At 74.9% G+C, this 23,144-nt stretch carries 23 protein-coding genes and 1 riboswitch; of the genes, 16 read left to right on the plus strand and 7 right to left on the minus strand.

What is annotated here, in order from left to right:
* Window positions 1-4: 4 nt before the first annotated feature.
* The 6 genes from ACFOYX_RS06355 (at window position 5) to ACFOYX_RS06380 (ending at window position 5,894) form a co-directional block, all read left to right on the plus strand.
* Window positions 5-1,174, plus strand: coding sequence for an acyltransferase domain-containing protein (locus tag ACFOYX_RS06355; protein ID WP_322442217.1), 1,170 nt, complete (start codon window positions 5-7; stop codon window positions 1,172-1,174).
* On the plus strand, window positions 1,174-2,118 hold the full coding sequence (locus tag ACFOYX_RS06360) for a beta-ketoacyl-ACP synthase III (protein WP_109804971.1): 945 nt from the start codon (window positions 1,174-1,176) through the stop codon (window positions 2,116-2,118). Before ACFOYX_RS06355 ends, ACFOYX_RS06360 begins: the two co-directional genes overlap by 1 nt.
* 87 nt (window positions 2,119-2,205) lie before the next feature.
* A complete protein-coding gene (locus ACFOYX_RS06365) occupies window positions 2,206-2,445 on the plus strand; it encodes an acyl carrier protein (RefSeq protein ID WP_088972559.1) in 240 nt (79 codons plus the stop codon).
* Window positions 2,446-2,447: 2 nt separating this feature from the next.
* Window positions 2,448-3,674, plus strand: a complete 1,227-nt coding sequence (fabF, locus tag ACFOYX_RS06370) for a beta-ketoacyl-ACP synthase II (protein WP_238454123.1) — start codon at window positions 2,448-2,450, stop codon at window positions 3,672-3,674.
* A 22-nt stretch (window positions 3,675-3,696) separates the two neighbouring features.
* Entirely contained in the window at window positions 3,697-5,121 is a 1,425-nt protein-coding gene (locus tag ACFOYX_RS06375) for a carboxyl transferase domain-containing protein (protein WP_322442216.1), read from the plus strand.
* Window positions 5,122-5,177: 56 nt separating this feature from the next.
* Window positions 5,178-5,894 carry a class I SAM-dependent methyltransferase gene (locus tag ACFOYX_RS06380; RefSeq protein WP_322442215.1) on the plus strand — a complete coding sequence of 239 codons (717 nt, stop codon included), beginning with the start codon at window positions 5,178-5,180 and terminating at the stop codon, window positions 5,892-5,894.
* Between the two features lie 19 nt (window positions 5,895-5,913).
* Here ACFOYX_RS06380 and ACFOYX_RS06385 read toward each other — a convergent pair whose 3' ends face one another.
* The 4 genes from ACFOYX_RS06385 to ACFOYX_RS06400 all read right to left on the minus strand — a co-directional run bounded on the left by ACFOYX_RS06385 (window position 5,914) and on the right by ACFOYX_RS06400 (window position 11,538).
* On the minus strand, window positions 5,914-8,193 hold the full coding sequence (locus ACFOYX_RS06385) for a hypothetical protein (RefSeq protein WP_322442214.1): 2,280 nt from the start codon (window positions 8,191-8,193) through the stop codon (window positions 5,914-5,916).
* Window positions 8,190-9,179, minus strand: coding sequence for a glycosyltransferase family 2 protein (locus ACFOYX_RS06390; RefSeq protein ID WP_322442213.1), 990 nt, complete (start codon window positions 9,177-9,179; stop codon window positions 8,190-8,192). Before ACFOYX_RS06390 ends, ACFOYX_RS06385 begins: the two co-directional genes overlap by 4 nt.
* Before the next feature lie 94 nt (window positions 9,180-9,273).
* Complete coding sequence (locus tag ACFOYX_RS06395) at window positions 9,274-11,007, minus strand: glycoside hydrolase family 3 protein (protein ID WP_322442212.1); 1,734 nt, start codon at window positions 11,005-11,007, stop codon at window positions 9,274-9,276.
* A gap of 39 nt (window positions 11,008-11,046) precedes the next feature.
* Complete coding sequence (locus ACFOYX_RS06400) at window positions 11,047-11,538, minus strand: DUF3145 domain-containing protein (RefSeq protein ID WP_109804977.1); 492 nt, start codon at window positions 11,536-11,538, stop codon at window positions 11,047-11,049.
* 322 nt (window positions 11,539-11,860) lie between these two features.
* Here ACFOYX_RS06400 and ACFOYX_RS06405 point away from each other — a divergent pair, with 322 nt between their 5' ends.
* Entirely contained in the window at window positions 11,861-12,190 is a 330-nt protein-coding gene (locus ACFOYX_RS06405) for a hypothetical protein (protein ID WP_109804978.1), read from the plus strand.
* Between the two features lie 69 nt (window positions 12,191-12,259).
* On the opposite strand, the gene ACFOYX_RS06410 is transcribed toward ACFOYX_RS06405, so the two are convergent.
* The gene (locus ACFOYX_RS06410; protein ID WP_377533833.1) at window positions 12,260-12,904 is read right to left on the minus strand and encodes a carbonic anhydrase; all 645 of its coding nucleotides are present in this window, start codon (window positions 12,902-12,904) and stop codon (window positions 12,260-12,262) included.
* Window positions 12,905-13,036: 132 nt separating this feature from the next.
* Between ACFOYX_RS06410 and ACFOYX_RS06415 the strand changes: the two genes are divergently transcribed.
* The 5 genes from ACFOYX_RS06415 to ACFOYX_RS06435 all read left to right on the plus strand — a co-directional run bounded on the left by ACFOYX_RS06415 (window position 13,037) and on the right by ACFOYX_RS06435 (window position 19,221).
* The gene (locus ACFOYX_RS06415; RefSeq protein WP_322442211.1) at window positions 13,037-13,996 is read left to right on the plus strand and encodes an alpha/beta hydrolase; all 960 of its coding nucleotides are present in this window, start codon (window positions 13,037-13,039) and stop codon (window positions 13,994-13,996) included.
* A gap of 118 nt (window positions 13,997-14,114) precedes the next feature.
* Window positions 14,115-16,232, plus strand: coding sequence for an AAA family ATPase (locus ACFOYX_RS06420; RefSeq protein ID WP_322442210.1), 2,118 nt, complete (start codon window positions 14,115-14,117; stop codon window positions 16,230-16,232).
* Window positions 16,233-16,337: 105 nt separating this feature from the next.
* Window positions 16,338-17,252 carry a cation diffusion facilitator family transporter gene (locus ACFOYX_RS06425; RefSeq protein WP_322442209.1) on the plus strand — a complete coding sequence of 305 codons (915 nt, stop codon included), beginning with the start codon at window positions 16,338-16,340 and terminating at the stop codon, window positions 17,250-17,252.
* 143 nt (window positions 17,253-17,395) lie between these two features.
* Window positions 17,396-17,527: riboswitch (cyclic di-AMP (ydaO/yuaA leader) on the plus strand.
* 4 nt (window positions 17,528-17,531) lie between these two features.
* Window positions 17,532-18,599, plus strand: a complete 1,068-nt coding sequence (locus ACFOYX_RS06430) for a hypothetical protein (protein ID WP_322442208.1) — start codon at window positions 17,532-17,534, stop codon at window positions 18,597-18,599.
* Window positions 18,600-18,714: 115 nt separating this feature from the next.
* The gene (locus ACFOYX_RS06435; RefSeq protein ID WP_322442207.1) at window positions 18,715-19,221 is read left to right on the plus strand and encodes a hypothetical protein; all 507 of its coding nucleotides are present in this window, start codon (window positions 18,715-18,717) and stop codon (window positions 19,219-19,221) included.
* A gap of 9 nt (window positions 19,222-19,230) precedes the next feature.
* On the opposite strand, the gene ACFOYX_RS06440 is transcribed toward ACFOYX_RS06435, so the two are convergent.
* Entirely contained in the window at window positions 19,231-19,728 is a 498-nt protein-coding gene (locus tag ACFOYX_RS06440) for an SRPBCC family protein (RefSeq protein ID WP_322442206.1), read from the minus strand.
* A gap of 114 nt (window positions 19,729-19,842) precedes the next feature.
* Between ACFOYX_RS06440 and ACFOYX_RS06445 the strand changes: the two genes are divergently transcribed.
* The gene (locus tag ACFOYX_RS06445; protein ID WP_322442205.1) at window positions 19,843-20,823 is read left to right on the plus strand and encodes a PfkB family carbohydrate kinase; all 981 of its coding nucleotides are present in this window, start codon (window positions 19,843-19,845) and stop codon (window positions 20,821-20,823) included.
* Entirely contained in the window at window positions 20,820-21,650 is an 831-nt protein-coding gene (gene surE / locus ACFOYX_RS06450; protein WP_109804983.1) for a 5'/3'-nucleotidase SurE, read from the plus strand. The genes ACFOYX_RS06445 and surE overlap by 4 nt, the downstream gene beginning before the upstream one ends.
* 25 nt (window positions 21,651-21,675) lie before the next feature.
* Here surE and ACFOYX_RS06455 read toward each other — a convergent pair whose 3' ends face one another.
* Window positions 21,676-22,038, minus strand: coding sequence for an STAS domain-containing protein (locus tag ACFOYX_RS06455; protein WP_109804984.1), 363 nt, complete (start codon window positions 22,036-22,038; stop codon window positions 21,676-21,678).
* A gap of 327 nt (window positions 22,039-22,365) precedes the next feature.
* Here ACFOYX_RS06455 and ACFOYX_RS06460 point away from each other — a divergent pair, with 327 nt between their 5' ends.
* On the plus strand, window positions 22,366-22,509 hold the full coding sequence (locus tag ACFOYX_RS06460) for a hypothetical protein (RefSeq protein ID WP_322442204.1): 144 nt from the start codon (window positions 22,366-22,368) through the stop codon (window positions 22,507-22,509).
* A gap of 128 nt (window positions 22,510-22,637) precedes the next feature.
* Complete coding sequence (locus ACFOYX_RS06465) at window positions 22,638-23,036, plus strand: hypothetical protein (protein ID WP_322442203.1); 399 nt, start codon at window positions 22,638-22,640, stop codon at window positions 23,034-23,036.
* The last annotated feature ends 108 nt before the right edge of the window (window positions 23,037-23,144 follow it).

Raw genomic sequence — 23,144 nt, forward strand, 5'->3', positions numbered from 1 at the left:
AAGCGTGCTCGCCGTACTCTCACCCGGCCAGGGTTCCCAGAAACCCGGCTTCCTGACTCCCTGGCTCGACCTGACCGGCTCCGAGGCGCGGCTGCGCTGGTGGTCCGCGCTGGCCGGCGTCGACCTGGTCCACCTCGGCACGAAGGCCGACGCCGAGGAGATCAGGGACACCGCCCGCACCCAGCCGCTGCTGGTCGCGGCCGCGCTGCTCGCCGCCGAGCACCTGCCGATGTACGACGTCGCGGTAACCGCCGGGCACAGCGTCGGTGAGCTGGGCGCCGCCGCCCTCGCCGGGGTGCTGCCCGCCGAGGCGGCGATCACCCTCGCCGGCGTCCGCGGCCGGGAGATGGCCGCCGCCTGCGCGCTGGAGCCCACCGGGATGGCCGCCGTGCTCGGCGGCGACCCGGACGAGGTGCTCGCCGCGATCGAGACGCACGGGCTGCACCCGGCCAACCGCAACGGCGCCGGCCAGATCGTCGCCGCGGGCGCGGTGGCCGGGCTGGACAAGCTGGCCGCCGAGCCACCGGCGAAGACCCGGGTGATCCGGCTCCAGGTGGCCGGCGCCTTCCACACGCCGTACATGGCCCCGGCCGAGGCCGCGCTGGCCGGTGTCGCCGCCGGGATCACCCCGGCCGACCCCGCCCGGATCCTGCTGTCCAACCTCGACGGCTCGGCGGTCAACCACGGCCGGGAGATGGTGCAGCGGCTGGTCCGGCAGGTGACCGCGCCGGTGCGCTGGGACCTGTGCATGCGCAACCTGGCCGACCTCGGTGTCACCGGGGTGATCGAGCTGCCCCCCGCCGGCACCCTGGCCGGCCTGGTCAAGCGGGAACTGAAGGCCACCGGCGTGCCCGAGATCGTCACCCTGAACACCCCCGACGACCTGCCCGCCGCGCGGGACCTGATCGCCCGGCACAGCGGCCTGGGCGGCCACGAGCCGGTGATCCAGTTCCGGGTGGTGGTCTCCCCCGCCGCCGGCACCTTCGAGCCGCTCGCCGAGTTGGCCGAGGGCGCGGACCTGCGCACCGGCCAGGTCATCGGTCACGTGGCCACCCGGCAGGGGCCGGTCGAGGTGACCGCGCACGACAGCGGGCTGCTCACCGAGTGGCTCGCCCACCACGACGACCCGGTCGCCCCGGGCCAGCCGCTCGCCCGCATCGGAGGACAGCACTAATGGCAGGCAGTCGGATCGTCTCGATGGGCCACTACCAACCGTCGCGGGTGGTGACCAACGACGACCTCGCCCAGCTCGTGGACACCAACGACGAGTGGATCCGGGACCGGGTCGGGATCGTCACCCGGCGGATCGCCGGCGACGAGACGGTGGCCGACATGGCCACCGCCGCCGCCGGCAAGGCGCTGGCCAACTCCGGCCTCACCGCCGCCGACATCGACCTCGTCGTGGTGGCCACCTGCACCTCGGTCGACCGCAGCCCGAACGTGGCCTGCCGGGTCGCCGCCAAGCTGGGCATCACCGCCCCGGCCGCGTACGACATCAACACCGCCTGCTCCGGCTTCGCGTACGCCCTCGGTACCGTCGACCACGCGATCCGGGCCGGGGCGGCGCGCAACGCCATCGTCATCGGCGCGGAGAAGCTCTCCGACTTCACCGACTGGACCGACCGCTCCACCTGCATCATCTTCGGCGACGGCGCCGGCGCGGCCGTGGTGACCGCCGCCGCGGAGGGTGAGCCGGCCGGGGTGGGCCCGGTGGTCTGGGGCTCGGTGCCGGAGAAGAGCGACGCGGTCCGGATCGAGGGCTGGCGCCCGTACATCGCGCAGGAGGGGCAGGCGGTCTTCCGCTGGGCCACCACCGCGCTGGCGCCGCTGGCGCTGCAGGCCTGCGAGAAGGCCGGGGTGGCGCCGTCGGAGCTGGCCGCGTTCGTGCCGCACCAGGCCAACGGCCGGATCATCGACGGCATCGCCAAGCGGCTGAACATCCCGGACGCGATCATCGCCAAGGACATCGTCGAGTCCGGCAACACCTCGGCAGCGAGCGTGCCGCTGGCCCTGTCCAAGCTGGTCGAGCGGCGGGAGGTGCCCGCGGGCGCCCCGGTGCTGCTGTTCGGCTTCGGCGGCGGCCTGACCTACGCCGGTCAGGTCGTCCGCTGCCCCTGAAGACCCCCTCGGGCGCGCACGCGCCGAGGTGTGACGACCGGCACCGCCGGCCGTCGAGTGAACCCCCGATGAAAGGAACCAACCGCAATGACCCGTGACGAGATCACCGCCGGCCTCGCCGAGATCCTCGAAGAGGTTGCCGGGGTGAACCCGGACGACGTGGCCGAGGGGAAGTCCTTCACCGACGACCTCGATGTCGACTCCCTCTCCATGGTGGAGGTCGTGGTGGCGGCCGAGGAGAAGTTCGGCGTCAAGATCCCGGACAACGAGGTGCAGAACCTGAAGACCGTCGGGGACGCCGTCAGCTACATCGCGGCGCAGTCCTGATCATGAGTCGCCCCGACGTCGTCGTCACCGGGCTCGGCGCGACGACCCCGCTCGGCGGGGACGTCGCGTCGACCTGGGACGCCATGCTCGCCGGCCGCTCCGGGGTGAGTGCGCTCACCCAGGAGTGGGCCGGGCAACTTTCCGTCCGGATCGCCGCCCAGCTCGCGGTGGAACCCTCCGAGGTGCTGGAGCGGGTCAAGCTGCGCCGGCTGGACCGGTCCGAGGCGATCGCGATCATCGCGGCGCAGCAGGCCTGGGCCGACGCCGGCCTGGCCGACTCCGGGCTGGACCCGGAGCGGCTGGCGGTCAGCGTCGGCTCCGGCATCGGCGGCGCCACCACCCTGCTCGCCCAGGACGACATCCTGGAGGCGTCCGGGCCGCGGCGGGTCTCCCCGCACACGGTGCCGATGCTGATGCCGAACGGTCCGGCCGCCTGGGTCGGGCTGGAGCTGGGCGCCAAGGCCGGCGTGCACTCGGTGGCCAGCGCCTGCGCGACCGGCGCCGAGGCGATCGCGCTCGGCCTGGACATCATCCGCGCCGGCCGGGCCGACGTGGTGGTGGCCGGCGGCACCGAGGCGGTCATCCACCCGCTGCCGATCGCCGGCTTCGCCTCGATGCGGGCCATGTCGACCCGCAACGACGAGCCGGAGCGGGCCTCCCGCCCGTGGGACAAGGGCCGGGACGGCTTCGTGCTCGGCGAGGGCGCGGGCGTGGTGGTCCTGGAGCGCGCCGACCACGCCGCCGCCCGCGGCGCCCGGGTGTACGCGCGCCTCGCCGGTGCCGGCATCACCTCGGACGCGTACGACATCGTGCAGCCGCACGCCGAGGGCGAGGGCGCGATCCGGGCCATCGCGAAGGCGATCGCCGACGCGGACGTCGCGAAGACGGACATCAGGCACGTCAACGCGCACGCCACCTCGACCCCGGTGGGCGACATGCTGGAGATCGGCGCGCTGCACAAGGCGCTCGGCGACCACCCGGTGCTCTCCGCCACCAAGTCGATGACCGGGCACCTGCTCGGCGCGGCCGGCGCGCTGGAGTCGATCGCCGCCATCCTGGCCATCCGCGACAGTGTCGTGCCTCCGACGATCAACCTGGACGACCCGGACGAGGGCCTGACCATGGACGTGGCCGCCCACAAGGCGCGCCACCTGGAGATCCCCGCCGCGCTGAACAACGCGTTCGGCTTCGGCGGTCACAACGTGGCTCTCGTCTTCACGCGGGCCTGAGACCACAGCCTTGGAGGCACAAGTGACCACGACCGCCGTCAGCGCGGAGAGCGCGACCGTGGACCACCGAGATCCCGAGGTGCGGCTGCGGGCGCTGTTCGACGCCGGCACGCTGCGCCTGGCCTCGCCGCGGGACACCTCCGGCGCGCTCTGGGCGCGGGGTGAGATCGACGGTACGCCGGCGATCGCGTTCGCCACCGACGCCACGAAGATGGGCGGCGCGATGGGCACCGACGGGTGCCGGCACGTCGTGGACGCGATCGACACCGCCGTCCGGGAGCGGGTGCCGGTGCTCGGCCTCTGGCACTCCGGCGGCGCCCGGCTGGCCGAGGGCGTCGTCGCGCTCGACGCCGTCGGGCAGGTCTTCGCCGCCATGGTCCGGGCCTCCGGCCGGGTGCCGCAGATCTCCGTGGTGCTCGGCCCGGCCGCCGGTGGCGCCGCGTACGGTCCGGCGCTGACCGACATCGTGGTGATGAGTGGTGCCGGCCGGATCTTCGTCACCGGCCCCGAGGTGGTCCGCAGCGTCACCGGCGAGCAGGTCGACATGGAGCGCCTGGGCGGCCCCGAGCCGCACGGCCGGCGCTCCGGCGTGGTGCACGTGACCTGCGCCGACGACGAGGCGGCGATGGTCGAGTCGCGCAAGCTCGCCGCGCTGCTGGGCCACCAGGGGCGGCTCTGCCCCGACGACGTGCCGGCCGGCGCGACCGACGGGCACGACCTGGCCGCGAAGATGCCGGCCGAGACCAACCGGGCGTACGACGTGAAGCCGGTGGTCAAGGCGCTGCTCGACGCCCCGGGCGTGGAACTGCACGCCAAGTGGGCGCCGAACGTCGTCACCACGCTCGGCCGGTTCGCCGGCCGGACGGTCGGCGTGATCGCCAACAACCCGCTGCGGCTGGGTGGCTGCCTCGACGCGTCCAGCGCGGAGAAGGCGGCCCGGTTCGTGCGGATGTGCGACTCGCTCGGGGTGCCGCTGATCGTCCTGGTCGACGTCCCCGGTTACCTGCCCGGCCTGGGCCAGGAGTGGGACGGCGTGGTCCGGCGCGGCGCGAAGCTGCTGCACGCGTTCGCCGAGGCGGTGGTGCCGCGGGTGACGCTGGTGACCCGCAAGGCGTACGGCGGCGCGTACATCGCGATGAACTCCCGGTCGCTCGGCGCCACCGCGGTTTTCGCCTGGCCGAACGCGGAGGTCGCGGTGATGGGCGCCAGCGCGGCGGTGAACATCCTGCACCGCAAGCAGCTGGCCGCCGCGCCCGCCGAGGAGCGGGAGGCGCTGCGCGCCCAGCTGATCGAGGAGCAGGTCCGGTTCGCCGGTGGCGTCAACCGGGCGCTGGAGATCGGCGTGGTGGACGACGTGATCAAGCCGGAGGAGAGCCGGCGCCGGATCGCCGAGGCGCTCGCCGCGGCGCCGGCCGCCCGGGGCGCGCACGGCAACATCCCGCTGTAACGACGGGTTCGGACAGGGCCCCTCCGGCACGGAGGGGCCCTGTTACCGTCTGCGGCGTGGAAGCGACCGAGATCCGCAAGCTCGCCACGCTCGAGGACACCCACTGGTGGTACCGGGAGCGGCGCGCCCTGCTGGGTCGGGCGCTGCGCCGGCTGGCGGCGGCCGGGACGCGACCGGAGCGGGCGCTGGACATCGGGGCGGCCGGCGGCGGCAACACCCGGGTGCTGCGGGCGCACGGCTGGCGCCCGCTGGCCCTGGAGTACAGCGCCGAGGGCGCCGGGGTGGCCCGGGAACGCGGCCTGGACGTGATCCGGGCCGACGCCCGCCACCTGCCGGTCCCCTCGGCCAGCCTGGGCCTGGTGGTCGCCTTCGACATCCTGGAGCACTTCGACGAGGACCACCTCGCCGCCGCCGAGATCCGGCGCACCCTGCGCCCGGGCGGGACGGCGCTGATCGCGGTGCCGTGCGACATGCGGCTCTGGTCCGCGCACGACGTGGCGGTCGGCCACGTGCGCCGCTACGACCGTGCCTCGCTGCGGGCGGTGGTGGAGAAGGCCGGGCTGGTCGTCGACGAGCTGTGGAGCTGGAACGTGGTGCTCCGCCCGGTCGCGGCCTGGCGGCGGCGGAAGTCGACCGGCAGCGACCTGGACGACCTGCACCCGGTGGTCAACCTCGGGCTGCGCACGATCATCACCGCCGAGCGGTACCTGCCGGTGAAGTCGCTCCCCGGTGTCTCGCTGATGCTCCGCGCCCACCGCCCGGCCGAGGGCTGAGCCGGACCGCCCGGCCGGATCAACGGAGCCGGTAGACGGCCGTCCGGGAGTTCTCGAAGCGCAGGTCGGCCAGGGTGCGCAGGGTCGGCGACTCCGCTGCGACGGCGCGGTCTACCACCAGCCAGCGCACCCCGTACCGGTCGCGGAGGGCGGCCAGCCCGGCGGCCGTCGGGGCGGTGAACGCGGCGTCGTTGGCGCGCAGCCGGTCGGCGTCCCAGAACGGGGCGTACGGGCCCTCGGGCAGCCCGACCATCCGGGGCGCGAACGCCCACCCCTCCACCAGCACCGCGCGCTCGGCGTAGCCGCTGAGCCAGAACGTGCGGGCGTCGCACCAGCCGTCCACCACGGCCCGGCAGTGCACGTTGGTGGCCATCACGTCGTCCGGGTCGCTGTGCGCGTGGACCCAGCGGGCCGCCTCGACGCGGGAGGCGGGCATCGGCACCACCGGGTACGCCCCGCCGTTCGGCTGCTTCCCGGCGGCGGCCGCGTCCATGACCAGGCCGGGCGCGCCGGCGACCAGCACGGCGGTGAGCAGCAGCAGCCCGCCCCGGCCGGCCAGCCCGGGCCAGCGCCCGACCAACGCCGGCCAGCACAGGGCGACCAGCAGCGCCACCACCGTCAGGGCGGCGGCCCAGCAGAGCAGCGGCAGCACCGGGGCGTACGCGGGGATCGCCGGCGTGCTGGTCACGGACCCGAGCTGGACCGCGGTCAGCAGCACCGCGAACCCGGCGGTCCCCACCCCGAGCAGCAGCTGTCCGCGGGCCGACAGCGCGGCCCGATCGGCCACCTCGACCCAGCCCCAGGCGGAGAGGAGAACGCCGAAGGCGAAGCCGGTCCGGGTGAAGTACTGGTTGCTGCTGCCCGGGTGGCCGACCAGCAGGTAGATCGCCGGCCCGGCGAGCGCGCCGCCGAGCAGGAGGAGCTGCACCGGCTCCAGCCGGCCGCGGCGCGCCCGCAGCAGCGCCAGGACGCCGGCCAGCCGGAGCTGGAGGCTGAGCAGGAGGGCCAGCAGCACCGCCACCCAGAGCATCGCGGTGACCCCGGCGGAACGGTCCTCGGGCAGGTAGGTCCGCAGCCCGGAGAACGGGTCGACGGTCACCCCGTGGCTCTCGAAGGCGAAGAGCACCGCCGTGGCGAAGACCTGCGCCGCGAGGGCCAGCCCGGCGGCGACGAGCACCGCGCGCGGCAGCCGGCGCCGGACCGCCAGCAGCAGCACGGCGGTGAACCCGAGCGCGGCCAGCACCACCGGCACCGTGCTGGCCTTCGCGCCGGTGGAGGCGGCCAGAAAGAGCGCCGCGAGCACCCAGGCGCCGCGCCCGAACGGGGGCACGGCCACGCCGCAGGCCCGACCGACGATCTCCCCGAGCGCCGCGATCAGCGGCAACAGCAGCACCCAGCTGTACGTCATCGACGGGCTGCCCCAGACGATGAAGGTGACCTGGGTGCCGAAGAGCTGCCGCCACCCGTTCTCGAAGCCGAACTCCCCGACGGTGAACATCAGCCCCGCGGCGACCACCCCGGCGTACGGCCGGCCGGTGATCCGCCAGCCCACCACGGCGACCAGCACGGCGGCGAGCGCGCAGAGCGCCGGCACGGCGAGCCGGAAGAAGATCGTCGGCAGGTCGACCCCGCTGACCAGGCTGGTCGCCGCCAGGTGGGCGAAGCCGAACCAGTGGTAGTGCAGCGGCTCCCCGGCCACCTGCGGCACCTCCAGCGGCACCTGGTGGGTGGCCGCCCCGGCGAGGGAGAGCTGGAACGCCAGGTCGATGTACTGCGCCTGCCCCTCGTCGGTGGGGAGCACCGGGTTGACGGCCAGGAACGACTCGTACAGGTAGAGGGTGAAGCCGGCGACCACCGCGGTCAGCGCCCAGGCCCAGCCGGCCGGGGCGACGGTGTCGTAGTGGACCCGCCAGTGCCGGCGCAGCCGCGGCACGGCGGCGAACGGCGCCAGCACCGCCAGCGGCCAGAGGCGCAACCAGCCGGGCGCCCCGACGGCGGTGAACGCCGCCCAGGCGGCGAGCTCCAGCACCAGCCCGACGGCCGCGCCCATCGCCAGGTCCTCGACCAGGGTGTGCGGCCGGCGGCGCAGCGCCCGGAACACCAGGGTGCCGGGCAGCAGCACCGCCAGCAGGGCGTACGCCGTCCAGCGGGCGATGTCGAGTGCGGGCGTGCCGGCGCTGAGCAGGACGACCGCGACGAACGCGTAGCCGGCGACGGCGGGGGCGAACCGGACGGCGGCCGGATGGCGACGCGGGCCCACGGTCGACGGGGTGGCGTCCCCGGTGGCGAGGGTGGTCACCGCAGCGTGTCGGCCAGCTCGACGACGTCCCGGCCGGCGGAAACCGGCTCGGCGGCGCTGTCGCCGGCCACGAAGTACGCGGGCCGGCCCTGCACCGCGGTGTAGATCCGGGCGACGTACTCTCCGAGCAGGCCGAGGCAGAGCAGCTGCACCGCGCCGAGGAACAGGATCGCCACGTAGAGCGACGGCCAACCGGTCACCGTGGCGCCGGCGAACCAGGCGAGCACCGCCAGCACCACCAGCACCCCGCAGACGGCCACCCCGGCCAGCCCCAGCCAGGTGGCCACCCGCAGCGGCGCGGCGGAGAAGCTGGTGACGCTCTCCGCGGCCAGACCGGCCATCCGGGACAGCGGGTACTTGGTCCGCCCGGCGGCGCGTTCCTGCCGCTCGTAGCCGACCTCCCCGCTGGGGAAGCCGAGCCAGGGCACCACCAGGCGGAGCACCGGGCTGCGCTCGGGCAGCTCCCGCAGCGCCTCCACGGCGGCCCGGCTGAGCAGCCGGAAGTCGCCGGCCTGGGCGGGCACCTGCTTGCCGACCAGCCGCCGGATGAGCCGGTAGTAGCCGGCCGCGGTCCACCGTTTGAACGCGCTGTCCCGGCTCCGGTCGGCCCGGACGCCGTAGACGATGTCCAGCTCGTCGGCGCGCGCCCGGCGGAGCATCTCGACGATCACCTCGGGCGGGTCCTGCAGGTCGGCGTCGATGCTGACCACGTACCCGCCGCGGGCGCGGAGCAGCCCGGCGACCAGGGCGGCCTGGTGGCCGCTGTTGCGGCGCAGCCGCAGCACCCGCAGCTCCGGCCAGCCCACCCGCAGGGCGGTCAGCCCGGCGGCGGTGCCGTCGGTGCTGCCGTCGTCGACCGCCACCACCTCGTACGCCTCGCCGAGGCCGTCGAGCACACCGCGTAGCCGCTCGGCCAGCAGCGGCAGGACGCTCTCCTCGTTGAACATGGGCACCACCACGGAGAGTGCCGGCTCCGGTCGCGTCACGGCGCTCGACCCTCCGTTTCCTGCGGCGGCGGACGGACCGAACGCTACCAGTCGGGCTGGTCGCGGTCGGGCCCGTCGCGGCGGCGGCCGCCGGTCAGGTGCCGCAGGTTGTGGCGGGCAGCCCGGACACCGGGACCGGCGACCGGCCGCCCGGCCGGGCCTTGCCGGCGAGCACCCCGGCCAGCGCGGTCATCGACGCCCGGCTCGACGAGTAAGTGGCCAGCAGCGTCGGTGACTTCGCGGCGGCCAGCACGTACGGGGTGTCCATGGCCACCGTCACCGCGGCGTCGGCGCGCAGGTCGTCGCCGCCGTCGCCGTACCCGACGAGGTGGACGACGGTGCCCCCACTGGGCACCACCTTCACGCCGGCCGCGGTGAGCGCCTCGGTCAGCGTCGCCCGGGTCCGGTCCCGCCCGCCGGAGGAGGTGACGGTGACCGGTCCGGCCACCGGGGCGCCGCACTTCCCGCGCAGCTGGGTGACCGCCGCCGCGGCCAGGTCGGCCGCCGCCTTCCGGTGGTCGGCGCTGTTGAGTCCGGACAGCTCCGGGGTCGGCCGGTCGGCCAGCTTGAACTTCATGGTGAGCACGCGGGTGGCGGCCTCCACCAGCCGGGCCCGGGGCAGCGAGCCGTCGCGGAGCGCGGCGAGCAGCCCGTCGTACGCCTGGCTCACGTTCGGGGTCATCAGGATGAGGTCGTTGCCCGCGGTGAGGGCCCGCACCGCCGCCTCGCCGGGCGACCAGCGCTTGGCCGGCGGCATGTTCATCCCGTCGGTGATCACCACGCCCTGGAAGCCGAGCTGGCCGCGCAGCACGTCGGTGAGGAGCTTGTGGGAGAAGGTGGCCGGGACGCCCGGGTCGACGGCCCGCACGTCGAGGTGGGCCGACATGACCGCCATGGCGCCGGCGCCGATGCCGGCGCGGAACGGCGGGAACGCCGTCCGGTCCAGCACGTCGCGGGACTGGCCGATCACCGGCACGTCCTTGTGCGAGTCGGTGGCGCTCAGGCCGTGCCCGGGGAAGTGCTTGACGCTGGCCGCCACCCCCTCGGCCTGCAGGCCCCGCACCGCGCCGGCGACCTGCGCGGAGGCGTTGGCCGGGTCGGCGCCGAAGGAGCGGGAGCCGATCACGGTGCTCCGGGTGGCCAGCACGTCGGCGACGGGGGCGAAGTCGAGGTTGATCCCCATCGCGGCGAGTTCCGCGCCGGCGGCCCGCCAGGCGGCCTCGGTCAGCGCCGGTTTCCCGGCGGCCCCGGCCGCCATCGGGCTGGGCAGCAGGGTCACGCCGTCGGTGACCCGGGTGACCACGCCGTACTCCTGGTCGGTGCCGATGAGGAAGGGAGCCGGGCCGGCGGGGAGCTTCCCGGCGGCCTCCCGGAGCCCGGTGGTCAGCTCCCGGACCTGCTTGGGGTTGTCGACGTTGGTGGTGGCCTGGTTGCCGGAGGTGGGGTCGTCGGCGCTGAAGCCGACCAGGATCAGGCCGCCGAGCCGGTACTTCGCCACCATCTCCGCCGGGGTGTCGACCCCGGCGAGGGCCCGGTTGCCGGCGGCCGACCCGGGCGAGACCTTGGTCGCGGAGCTGCCGTAGGCGTACGGCATCAGCACCTGGCCGACCAGGTCCTCGTCGGCGAGCGTGCGGACCAGGGCCGCGGCCCGGGCGGCCGGATCGGCGGCGGTCGGGGTCGGGGTCGGGGTCGGGGCGGCCGAGGAGGGGCTCGGCGGCCCGGCGAGATGCGGTCCTGCCGGCTCTTTCGCGCAGCCGGAGACGAGCAGCGCGGTCAGTGCGGCGAGCACGACGAAGGTACGTCGAGGGGTGGTCGACACGCGACCCATCCCACCAGTTCACCGCGTATCGGGCAACTTGACCTTCGGTCAACCGACCCGGGTGAGCAGCGTCACCGGGGCGCCGTCGCCGGCGTACCGGTAGGGCTCCAGCTCGGCGTCCCAGGCGGTGCCGAGGGCCTTGTCCAGGGCGTGCGCGAGGGCCTCCGGGGCGCGGGCGGACGCCATGAGGCTGCGCAGCCGGTCCTCGCCGAGTTGGATGTCGCCGGCCGCGCCGACGGTGGCCCGGAACAGGCCCCGCCCCGGGACGTACATGAACCGCTCGCCGTCGGCGCCGGGGCTGGGTTCCTCGGTCACCTCGAAACGGATCATGGGCCACTGCCGGAGGGCAGCAGCCAGCTCGGCGCCCGTCCCCGGGCTACCGGTCCACCCGCACTCGGCGCGGCGGGCGCCGGGGTCGACGGGCTGGGCCGTCCACTGCAGGTTGACCGGCGCGGCGAGGACGCGCGCGATCGCCCACTCGACGTGTGAGCACACGGCGAGCGGGGTCGAGTGGACGTATACGACGCCACGCGTTGGCACGGTGACCTCCCGGAGAGCGAGGTGCGTCTTCCCCTACGACCTCGTCCGCCCGAGTGGCCTCTGCAACACATGATGACTGCGTGACGGATGGTGCGCCAGGGAATCGGAAAATTCGCCGGCCGGATCCGGCCGGAATAGCCGGCCGGGTGACCCCGTTGACCACCATGACGGCGCGACGACCAGCCAGGTGTCGCGGTCGTGTACAGTTTCTTGGGCGGTTCTGTGCCGCCGTACATCTTCGCGGGCCGAGGCTCATCCGGGCGTCACCCGCAACAGCCCCCGGACGATCAAGTCCTCCCGTACGTCTGCAAGGAGTACCTCCGTGGCGAGCAACACCTCTAAGACCGCGCGCGCGTCAGTCCGGGCCGGCCAGGCTGGCCAGGGTGGCGCCCTCAGCGTGCTGGGCGAGTTCAAGTACGTCATCCCGCTCAACGGCGGCAAGCACGCCTACGTGCGGAACCTGACCAACGGCAAGACCGCGCACCTGCGCACCGACTCCGAGGCCTTCGTCGAGGAGATCCGGGTGCTGGCCGCGGCCGGCCACGCCGCCAAGATCCGGGCGGAGATCAACGGCCTCGCGGCCGCCCACCCGGGCCACGGCTGGGACGCCACCGAGAAGCGTCTCGTCGAGGCCGGCGTCTTCGAGGGCTGAGCCCTCTCGCGTCACCACGAACCGCCCGCCGGGTCACCCGGCGGGCGGTTCGTCCTTTCTCGGCCCCGGTCATTCCTCCAGCAGCGTGACGTTGCCGGTGGCCAGGTCGTAGAGCGCGCCGACCACGGCGACCCGACCGGCGGCGACGGGGCCGGTGAGCAGGTCGTCGGCGCGCAGCGCGGCCACCGTGCGGAGCACGTGCCGGCGGACCGCCAGCGGGTGCGCGCCGGGGTCGTCCGGGCCCACCTCGACCACCGCCGGGGCGATCTGGTCCACCACGTACGCCAGCGAGCCGCCGGGCCGCTGTCCCGTACGCAGCGTCTCCACCGCTGAGCCGACCGCCCCGCAGCGCTCGTGCCCGAGCACCATCACCAGCGGCACCCCGAGCTGGCCCACCACGTACTCGATCGAACCGAGGACCGCCTGGTCGAGCACGTGCGCGCCGGTGCGGATCACGCAGATCGACCCGAACGTCTGGTCGAAGATCGCCTCCAGCGGGACCCGCGAGTCGATGCAGCCGAGCACCACGGCGTACGGCTGCTGGTCGCCCGAGGCGACCGCCGCCGCGGCGGTGACGTCGTGCCCGTGCACGGGCTGGCCGCTGACGAAGCGGCGGTTCCCGGCGAGCAGCTCGGCCAGGGCCGTACGCGGGCTGCGGCCCGCTCCGGCGGCCGGGGTCGGGCGCGGCGGCGACATGCCCTCCAGCCTGGTCACCGATCCGACCGCGCGGGTGCCGGTTGCGAATCTTCTCACCACCACGGTTGGCGTGTTGTCATGGCGGGTAGCCGGTGTTGCCGCCGGGTTACGCCGGTGCGAGGAACGCCGGCCGGCCCGGGGGAGGTAGCGATGCCGGAGCACCTGGAGGTACAGCTTCCCGACGACGTACGCCTGCACGTGACGGTGACCGGGCCGGACGACGCCGAGGTGACGGCGATCCTGCTGCACGGCTGGACGCTCGACGGCCGCAGCTGGCACCGCCAGCTCGCCGAGATCCGGGAGCGGTTCGGCGACCGGGTCCGGGTGGTCACCTACGACGCCCGGGGGCACGGCCGGTCCAGCTGCATGGCGCTGCGTACCGCCACCCTGGCCCAGCTCGGCGACGACCTCGCCGCGGTGGTGGACGAGGTCGCCCCGACCGGGAAGGTGCTGCTGGTCGGGCACTCGATGGGCGGGATGACCGTGATGGAGTACGCCCACCGCCACCCCGGGCGGTTCGCCGCCCGGACCGCCGGGCTGGTCTTCGTCTCGACCACCGCCGAGGGGCACACGCACACCGTCTACGGCCTGTCGCCCCGGATCGCCCGGTTGATCCGGCTCGCCGAGACCACCGGCGCCGGGGTGCTGGCCCGGTGCGGGTCCTGGCGGCCGCCCCGGGCGCTGCTGCGCGCGCTGCGCCCCAGCATCCGCTGGATGCTCTTCGGCGACCGCTGCGACCCGGCGGACATCCGGCTGGTCACCTCGGCGGTGGCGCACGCCTCGCTGCGCTCGATCGGCGGGTTCCGCGCCTCGATCGGCGCCCAGCACCGGCTCGACACGCTGGCCGCGCTGGGCCACCTGCCGGCCGCCGCGCTGGTCGGCGACCGGGACCGGCTCACCCCGCCGCCGTGCGCCGAGTCGATCGCCGCCGCGCTGCCGACCACCGAGCTGACGGTCTGCCCGGGCGCCGGGCACATGCTGATGATGGAGCGGCCGGACGAGGTGAACGCGGCGCTGGCCGCGGTGCTCCGGCAGGTGCTGGAGCGGCCGGCGCCGGACGGCAGCCGCGCCGGCGATCGCCCGGCGGCCGGGGTGGGAACGGCCGGATAACGGGCAACCCGGACGGGGCGGGAGTGCGGACCGGCATGGCCCTGGCACGGGCCGGAAGGCCGGCCCGTACCCTCATTCAGCCACCGTGCCCGCCGCCCGGACCACAGGAGTTGCCGCGTTGACCGACCAGACCACCCTGGACCGGGAGATGGCCGCCGAACAGCGGCATCTCGACCGGGTGTACGCCCGGCTGGCGGAGCTGCGCCGGTCGGCCGCCGACGCCGAGCGGGAGGGCTACCGGTTGGCCCGGGTGGGCAACTTCGGGGCGCTGGTCGAGCGGGACGCGATGGTCTTCCACGCCGCGCAGCGCCGGCACGCGCTGGACGCCGAGCACGAGGGGCTGGTCTTCGGCCGGCTCGACCTGCGTACCCGGCAGGTGCTGCACGTCGGGCGGCTCGGGGTGCGCGGCGAGAACGCCGAGACCCTGGTGGTGGACTGGCGGGCGCCGGCGGCCGCGGCCTTCTACCAGGCGACGCCGGCTGAGCCGATGGGCGTGGTGCGGCGGCGCACCATCCAGTCGTCGGCGGAGAAGGTGACCCGGATCGAGGACGACCTGCTCGATCCGGCCGCGGCGCCGGCGGACATGGCGGTGGTCGGCGACGGGGCGCTGCTCGCCACCCTGTCCCGGGCCACCGGTCGCGGCATGCGGGACATCGTGGCGACCATCCAACGGGAGCAGGACGAGGCGATCCGCTCCCCCGGCTCGGGCGTCACGATCGTCTCCGGCGGCCCGGGCACCGGCAAGACGGCGGTGGCGCTGCACCGGGCGGCGTACCTGCTCTACTCGGACCGCAGCCGGTACGCCGGCGGCGGCATCCTGGTCGTCGGCCCGTCGAGCGTCTTCGTGGAGTACATCGCCTCGGTGCTGCCCTCGCTGGGCGAGGAGACGGCCACCCTGCACTCGCTCGGCTCGCTCTTCCCGGGCATGTCGGCGTCCCGGACGGACTCCCCCGACGTGGCGGCGGTGAAGGGGTCGCTGCGGATGCGCCGGGTGTTGGAGCGCGCGGTCCGGGACACGGTGCCGGACTCGCCGGGCGAGCTGCGGCTGCTCTACCGGGGCGAGCTGCTCCGGCTGGAGCGCCGGGAGCTGGACGGCATCCGGGACCGGGCGCTGCCCCGGGGCGCGCGCCGCAACGAGGTGCGCCGGGCCGGCTTCGACGGGGTCCTCGCGGCGCTCTACGCCCAGGCTCGCCAGTTGCGGGTCGGCCGGCTGCCGGAGCAGCGCGCGTTCGAGGACGAGATCATCGACCGGCCGGAGTTCCGGGAGTTCCTGAAGGCCTGGTGGCCCCGGCTGCATCCGCGGCACGTGCTGGGCTGGTTGGCCCGGCCGGAGCGGCTGCGCCGGTACGCCGGCGGCATCCTGTCCGGGGCGGAGATCCGGCTGCTGACCGAGGCGTACCGGAGCCTGGACACTGCGGGGCTGACCATCGCGGACATCGCGCTGCTGGACGAGCTGGACGCGCTACTCGGCAAGCCGGTGCGGCCGGCGAAGGCGAAGCGCGACCCGTTCCAGCTCGCCGGCGGGGTCCGGGAGCTGAGCACGTTCGCGGACCGGCAGCGGGCCGCCCGCGCCGCGGCCCGGGAGCGGCCGGAGGACTACCGGGAGTACGCGCACGTGGTGGTCGACGAGGCGCAGGACGTCTCGCCGATGCAGTGGCGCATGATCGGCCGCCGCGGCCGGCTGGCCTCCTGGACGGTGGTGGGCGACCCGGCGCAGACCGCCTGGACCGGTGACCCGGAGGAGCTGACCCGGGCGCGGGACCAGGCGCTGGGACGACGCCGCCGGCACCAGTTCACGCTGACCACCAACTACCGCAACTCGGCGGAGATCTTCGCGGTGGCGGCGGCGGAGATCCGCCGGCTCTACCCGGACCTGCCGCTGCCCACCGCGGTGCGCTCCACCGGCATCGAGCCGGTGGAGCGGACCGTGCCGGCCGCCGGGCTGTCGGCGGCCACCGTGGCGGCGGCCCGGACCCTGCTGGCCGAGGTCGAGGGGACGGTCGGGGTGATCACCCCGGTGCCGCGCCGGGATGAGGTGGCCGGCTGGCTCGGCGAGCTGGGCGGTGCCCGGCTCCAGGTGGTGACGAGCCTCCAGGCGAAGGGCATGGAGTACGACGGGGTGGTGCTGGTCGCGCCGAGCGAGATCCGGGCGGATCCGGGCTCCGGCGTACGGACCCTCTACGTGGCGCTCTCCCGGGCCACGCAGCGGCTCACCACCCTCGACGCGCTGGGCTGAGCAGGGCTTCGACCGCGAGCGGGCGGACGCCGGTCGTTCAGTTGCATACATAGCGATGTGAACATAGATTGGGCCCGGCCGGGGCGAGGGCGAAAGGGTGTGGGCGTGGGCGCAGGTCATGACCACAGCGGGGCGGTGACCAACGCCGCCTACCGCCACCGGGGTCGACTCTGGGCCGCCTTCGGGCTGCTCACCGCCCTGATGCTGGTCGAGGCGGTCACCGCGTTCGCCACCGGCTCGCTGGCCCTGCTCTCCGACGCCGGGCACATGTTCACCGACGTGCTGGGCATCGGCATGGCCCTCGCCGCGATCACCGCCACCCGGCACGCCGACACCGACCCGCAGCGCACCTTCGGGCTCTACCGGCTCGAGGTGCTGGCCGCCCTGGCCAACGCGGTGCTGCTCGGCGCCGTCGCGGTCTACGTGCTGGTCGAGGCGGTACGCCGGTTCGGCGAGCCGCCGGAGGTGCTGGCCGGCCCCATGCTCGCGGTGGCGGTGCTCGGCCTGCTGGCCAACGTCGCCGCCTTCGCTCTGCTGCGCGGCGGGGCGGAGGAGAGCATCAACCTGCGCGGGGCGTACCTGGAGGTGCTGGGCGACCTGCTCGGCTCGCTCGGGGTGATCGGCGCCGCGCTGGTCATCGCGCTCACCGACTGGTGGTGGGCGGACCCCCTCGTCGCCGTCGCGATCGGGCTGTTCATCCTGCCCCGCACCTGGCGGCTGGGGCGGGCGGCGCTGCGCATCCTGGTGCAGGCCGCCCCGGAGCACCTCCAGGTGACCGCGGTGCACGACCGGCTGGCCTCGGTGCCCGGCGTCGCCGAGGTGCACGACCTGCACGTCTGGACGTTGACCTCGGGCATGGAGGTGGCCTCCGCGCACCTGACCATGTGCCCGGGCGCCGAGGTGGGCGAGGTGCTGTCCGCCGCCCGGACCGCCCTGCACGAGGACTTCCGGATCGATCACGCGACGTTGCAGATCGAGCCCGGGGCGTCACCTGGGGCCTGTGGTGCGGTCGAGTGGTAATTAGGGCAAACTTAAATCAGTGTGGGTATTGTGCACTCATGCCGGTTTTGCCCCCGGTCGTGCCCTTAGCTCACCGGGCCGGGCCGGGGCACCACCGGTAGGCTCGGCCCCGGCCTCCGCCGGGCGGCGCCCACCGGCGCCTGCGGTGGCCGCCGCCTAATCGCCGCCCGCGGCGAACCGGGGAACCATGTTCGTGGGGTGCATCCGCGCCAGCGGTAGGGATCTTCCGTCCCGAACCCGTCAGCTAACCCGGTCGGCGGCTGACGGAAGGAAACCTGAATGGCAGCAGTGGCACCTGTACGACGGACGGCCGCCCGGTTGGCGGCCCTGCTCGTGGCGACGCTCGCGCTCGGCCTCGCCACCGCGCCGATCGGCCCCGCCGTGGCGGCACCCCCGGCCGGGCTCGTCGCCGCCGCCCCCGGCGACGACGAGGGCGGCACCCCGGCGCTGCGCGCTCAGCTCGACGCGGCCAGCAAGGGCTGGCTGGAGGCGAAGGCCGCGCTGGCCCGCTCCGTCGGGCGGCAGAAGCAGCTCACCGACCAGTTCACCACGATCAATGCCGAGCTGAGCGTCCGCGACACCAAGGTCGGCGAGATCGCCGGGGTCGCGTACCGGACCGGCCGGCTCGGCACCGCGGCGGCGCTGCTCGCCAGCGACAGCCCGGAAGGCTTCATGGACCGCGCCGCCGCGCTGGGCCAGGTCGCCGCCAACGAGGACCGGGCGCTGCACGACCTGATCGAGACCCGGGACCGCGCGACGGCGACCCGGACGGCGCTGAACGCCGAGATCCAGGAACAGCGCAGGCAGGTCGCGGTGATGGCCAAGCGCAAGCAGCAGGCCGAACGCGCGCTGGAGGTGGCGAACGACCGCGCCGCGAGCGGCGGCAGCGGCGGCATCCGGGGCACCTCCACCGCGAACGCCGACCCGGCGCCGCGCAACTCCGACGGCTCCTGGCCGCCCGAGTCGTGCAGCGTCAACGACCCCACCCCGGCCGACGGCTGCATCACCCCGCGCACCCTGCACGCGCTCAAGGAGGCCAAGTCGGCCGGGTTCACCCGGTACGTCTCCTGCTACCGACCCAGCGGCTCGGGTGAGCACCCCAAGGGCCGGGCGTGCGACTTCGCCGCGCAGTCCGACGGCTTCGGCGGGGTCGCCAGCGGTGGCGACCGGACGTACGGCAACAACCTGGCGGCGTACTTCATCCGCAACTCCGACGCGCTGGCCGTGCTCTACGTGATCTGGTTCAAGCAGATCTGGCTGCCGAGCAGCGGCTGGAAGTCGTACAGCGGCGGCAACGGCGACCCGTCCAGCGACCACACCAACCACGTGCACCTGTCCGTCTACTGAGCCCTGGGGGTGACCCGTCGCCGGACGGGTCGCCCCCGGCTACGCCCCCCGACGTACGCCGGATGTCGCCGTCGGCCCCACGACGCGGCCCGGCCGGCGGACCAGCATCGACGGCATGAGCCGACTCTCCCCCGCCGCCCGCAAGGCCCTGCTGACCCTGCACCTGGTCACCGCGCTGGGCTGGCTCGGCGCGGACCTGGTGTTGCTCACCCTCGGCGTCGCCGGCCTGCGTGGCGCCGACTCCGCGGTGGTCTACCCCACCGCGGGGCTCGTCGTCACGTACCTCTTCGCGCCGCTGAGCGTCGTGGTGTGGCTGGTCGGGGTGGCGAGTTCGCTGCTCACCCCGTGGGGGCTGCTGCGCTGGCGCTGGGTGCTGGTCAAGTTCGTGCTCACCACGGTCATGCTCGGCCTGGTCCTGCTGCTGCTGACGCCGACCGTGCGCGGGCTCGCCGAGCTGGGCCCGGCGGTGACCAGCCGGGACCGGCTGGACCTGGTGATCCCGCCGGCGGTCTCGACCAGCGTGCTGCTCGTCGCCACCGTGCTCTCCACCTACAAACCGTGGGGCCGCCGCGGAGCCCCGGCCGGCCGCCGCCGGCCCGTCGCCGCCGGACGCCCGTCCTGAGCGGGCGGCTCAGCTCGTGGCGGACGCGTCCGGGCCGCGGTCCAGCGCCGCGCCGAGCCGGCTGGCCAGCCCGAGGTGGGCCGCCCGGGCCTGCCGGAAGGCGTACCCGAACAGGGGCGCCGGCGCGGTCAGGGTGATCTCGACGTCGATCCGCGTCACGCCGCCCGGCTCGTCCCGCAGCCGGGTGTGGTTGCGCACGGTCGTGGCCGGGCGCTGGCGGGCCACCGTCACCACCTCGTCCTCGGTGGCGATCAGCACGTCGGCCCGGTAGGTGACCGGGAAGCGCAGCGGCCCGACCGCCAGCCGGTCGGTGATCGCGTAACTGGCCAGCGCGCCCGGGCGGGGCGGCAGCCGGCGCACGCCGACGATCAGCGGGTGCAGCTCGCCCTGGCGGGTCAGGTCGCCGAGGAGGGCGAGCGCCTCGGCCCGCGTACAGCGCGCCTGCACGGTGTAGCTGAACGTCTCGCGGCTGAGCACACCGTCCCCCTCGCCGTCGGCGGTTCGCACGATCGTCCCGTACGCCGGGCGGGCTGGCAACGCCCCGGCATGACGCGGGGCTGGCGGGGAATCCGGACCGCCCGGGCGGGACGAGGAGGCGGGGCGCGTGGACGGATACGGCGGATGAGCGGGCACGTGATGGTCTTCGCGCCGACGCCCCGGCTCACGGTGACCGTCGACCAGCCGGCCGACCACCCGGAGCTGCACCTGCACCCCGGCGGGCAGGGGGTCTGGCAGGCCCGGATGATCATGTCGCTCGGGGTGGAGGTGGTGCTCTGCGCCAGCCTCGGCGGCGAGATCGGTCAGGTCCTGGAGCCGCTGCTGGTCAGCGAGGGCGTCGACCTCAAGGTGGTGGTCCGCGACTCGGGCGGCAGCGGCGGGTACGTGCACGACCGGCGGGAGGGCACCCGGCACGAGATCGTCGACGTGCCGGGACACCCGCTCAGCCGGCACGAGCTGGACGAGCTGTACAACCTCGCCCTCGGCGAGGGACTGCGGGCCCCGGTCAGCGTGCTCAGCGGGCCGAACGACCCGACGCTGGTCCCGGCCGACCTGTACCGGCGGTTCGCCGCCGACCTGGGCGCCAACGGCAGCCGGGTGGTGGTGGACCTGGCCGGCGAGCATCTCACCGCGGTGCTGACGAGCGGGGTGTTCTTCCTCAAGGTCAGCCACGAGGAGCTGATCGCCGACGGGCGGGCCGCCGGCGACGACGAGGAGCAGCTCACCCGGGCGATGTACGACCTGCACGCGACCGGCGCCGAGAACGTCGTGGTGAGCCGCGCCGAGAAGCCGGCGCTGGCCCTGGTCGACGGGGAGGTGTTCGAGGTGGAGATGCCCCGCCTGGAGGCGGCCGACCCGCGCGGCGCGGGCGACTCGATGACCGCCGGGGTGGCCGCCGTGACGGCCGGCGGCGGGGACGTGCACACCGCGATCCGTACCGGCGCCGCCGCCGGTGCGCTCAACGTGACCCGGCACGGGCTCGGCACCGGACGGCTGGACTCGATCACCGGGCTGGTGGAGCGGGTCCGGCTGGTGCCGGCCGGCACCCGGCCGCAGGAGCGGACCACCCCCGACGAGCTGGCCGAGCGGGCGGCCGAACGATGACGCTACGGGTCCTCGTCACCAACGACGACGGCATCGCGGCGCCCGGCATCGGCTGGCTGGCCCGGGCGGCGGCGGACCGCGGGCTGGACGTGGTGGTCGCCGCGCCGCTGGAGGAGGCGAGCGGCACCAGCGCCGCGATGACCGCGGTGGAGCGGGAGGGGCACGTGGTGGTCCGCCAGCACCCGCTGCCCGAGCTGCCCGACGTGCCGGCGTACGGGGTGGCCGGCTCGCCCGGTTTCATCGCCCTGATCGCCGTGCACGGCGCGTTCGGGCCGCCGCCGACGGTGGTGCTCTCCGGGATCAACCGGGGCGCGAACGCCGGCCGCGCGGTGCTGCACTCGGGCACCGTGGGCGCCGCGTTCACCGCCGCCGCGAACGGCTGCCGGGCGATGGCGGTCTCCCTCGACGTGCTCTCCGCCGGGGAGGCCACCGCGGCCAGCGGCGGCGCCGGGGTGGCCGCCGCCGCCCGGGTACGCGACGCGGAGCGGCACTGGTCGACCGCCGCCCGGGTCGCCCTCGACCTGCTGCCCCGGCTGCTGGCCGGGCCGGTGGAGAGCGTGCTCAACGTCAACGCCCCCGACCTGCCGCACGGCCGGCTGCGCGGGGTGCGGAAGGGGACCCTGGCCACGTTCGGCCAGGTGCAGATGACGGTCGCCGAGTCGGGACACGGCTTCGTCCGCACCTCGCTGGAGGAGCCCGGGCAGGCCGTCCAGCCCGGCACCGACCTGGCCCTGCTCGCCGACGGGTACGCCTCGGTCACCGCCGTGCGGGCCGTGACGGAGGTGTCCGACGTCGACCTGTCCGGCCTCGGCGCGGCCGAGGACTGAGCCGCGACGGCCCCGCGCCCCAAGCTCAGGCGCCGGGGAGCACCTCGGGGGTCGCGGTGCCGGCGAAGTAGGGCTCGGGGGCGCCGAAGAGGCCGAGCAGGCCGGTGACCCAGAGCTGCCGGTGGACGAACCGGCTCGGCTCGGTAACGACCAGCTTCACACCGCTGACCTCGGCGGTCTGGAAGCCGGCGACCATCGCGCTGATGCCCACCGAGTCGATGAAGGTGACCAACCGCATGTTCAGCTCGATTCGGGACGGACGGCCCTTGGCGAGCACCTCCGCGATCGCCTCGCGGACCTCGTATGCGGTGTCGACGTCGATCTCGCCTCGCGGGGCGATCTGGATGACACCACCCGGCAGCACCGACTTCACGATCGACAGGCTCACGCGAGCACCTCCACTCGCCCATGACGGGCGCCTCATCAGTACGCGGGCCGCGACCGAGAGTATTCCTCCGACGGCCTCGGTCGCCACCCCTCGGGATGAGCAATTCGCGGACCGGGCACACCCGGGCAGCCCGATCCAGACCTTCTGGCTTCTATTTTCCCGACGAGCGGGTTTCTCGTTCTCCAACGATCGACCGGTGCCGGCCGATCCGCCGCACCAGGGTAGCGGCCCCGCGCCCGCCGGGCGCGCACCCCCGGACGTCGGCGCGTTCGGTTGACCCCGCCGCCTAGCATCGGCCGGGAGTGCCCCGAACGGAGAGGATGATCGATGATCAGGAGACTGCTCGGGCTGGCCGGTGTCGGCGCCCTGCTCGCTCTCGTGCTGGCCTGTGGCTTCGGTGGAGCGGGCGACGACGATGACGACGACGATGACGACTTCGCCCGGGGGCCGGTGTCCGTGTCGGTCCGCTGAGTGGACCGGCGGATGGTTTGCGCCGACGCCCGGACGGGCACTGGCGGGTAAAAGAACAGTCACGCGCTGGACAGCCGCCGGAGTCCGAAGTGGCCGCCGGGCTTCGGCACCCCGAGGAGGTAAGCACCATGTTCGGAAGCACCCTGTTGGACCGCCGCAGCAGGCCCGAGCGGATCGCCGACCAGGCGTGGCAGCAGCTGGTCTCGACCGTCAGCTCCGCCGGTGACAGCGTCCGGGACACCGCCCGGTCCGCCCGTCGCGGCGGCTCGGGCCTGGCCGACGACGCCACGGACCTGGTCGGCGCCGCCGCCGAGGAGGCCCGCCGCCGGGCCACCCTCGCCTTCGACGCGCTCGCCGGCCGCCGCCCGGCGTTGCCCTGGGCCCTGCTGATCAGCGCCGCGCTGGTCGGCGCGGCACTCGGCTGGGCCGCCGGCACCGCCGCCCGGGCCGCCGGCAGCCGGGACGCCGAGGAGATCGAGTTCGTCGACGTGGACCGACCCAACTCGCCCGTCGGCCTCGACGGCTGACCCGACGTACCGACGACGCGGCGGTGTCCCCGACTCCGGGGGCGCCGCCGCGTCGCGTCCGGTGCGGACGGTCGCCAGTCCAGCTGGAACCGCCCCCGCCCCGCCCCG

It is taken from the genome of Micromonospora sp. GCM10011541 (assembly GCF_042650725.1).
Classification (GTDB): Bacteria; Actinomycetota; Actinomycetes; order Mycobacteriales; family Micromonosporaceae; genus Micromonospora; species Micromonospora sicca.

Coding starts and splice junctions, on each gene's coding strand:
- ACFOYX_RS06360 (WP_109804971.1), top strand. CDS start 1,174: ATGGCAGGCAGTCGGATCGTCTCGATGGGCCACTACCAACCGTCGCGG.
- ACFOYX_RS06365 (WP_088972559.1), top strand. CDS start 2,206: ATGACCCGTGACGAGATCACCGCCGGCCTCGCCGAGATCCTCGAAGAG.
- fabF (WP_238454123.1), top strand. CDS start 2,448: ATGAGTCGCCCCGACGTCGTCGTCACCGGGCTCGGCGCGACGACCCCG.
- ACFOYX_RS06395 (WP_322442212.1), bottom strand. CDS start 11,007: ATGGGTCGCGTGTCGACCACCCCTCGACGTACCTTCGTCGTGCTCGCC.
- ACFOYX_RS06415 (WP_322442211.1), top strand. CDS start 13,037: ATGCCGGAGCACCTGGAGGTACAGCTTCCCGACGACGTACGCCTGCAC.
- ACFOYX_RS06430 (WP_322442208.1), top strand. CDS start 17,532: ATGGCAGCAGTGGCACCTGTACGACGGACGGCCGCCCGGTTGGCGGCC.
- ACFOYX_RS06435 (WP_322442207.1), top strand. CDS start 18,715: ATGAGCCGACTCTCCCCCGCCGCCCGCAAGGCCCTGCTGACCCTGCAC.
- ACFOYX_RS06445 (WP_322442205.1), top strand. CDS start 19,843: ATGAGCGGGCACGTGATGGTCTTCGCGCCGACGCCCCGGCTCACGGTG.
- surE (WP_109804983.1), top strand. CDS start 20,820: ATGACGCTACGGGTCCTCGTCACCAACGACGACGGCATCGCGGCGCCC.
- ACFOYX_RS06460 (WP_322442204.1), top strand. CDS start 22,366: ATGATCAGGAGACTGCTCGGGCTGGCCGGTGTCGGCGCCCTGCTCGCT.
- ACFOYX_RS06465 (WP_322442203.1), top strand. CDS start 22,638: ATGTTCGGAAGCACCCTGTTGGACCGCCGCAGCAGGCCCGAGCGGATC.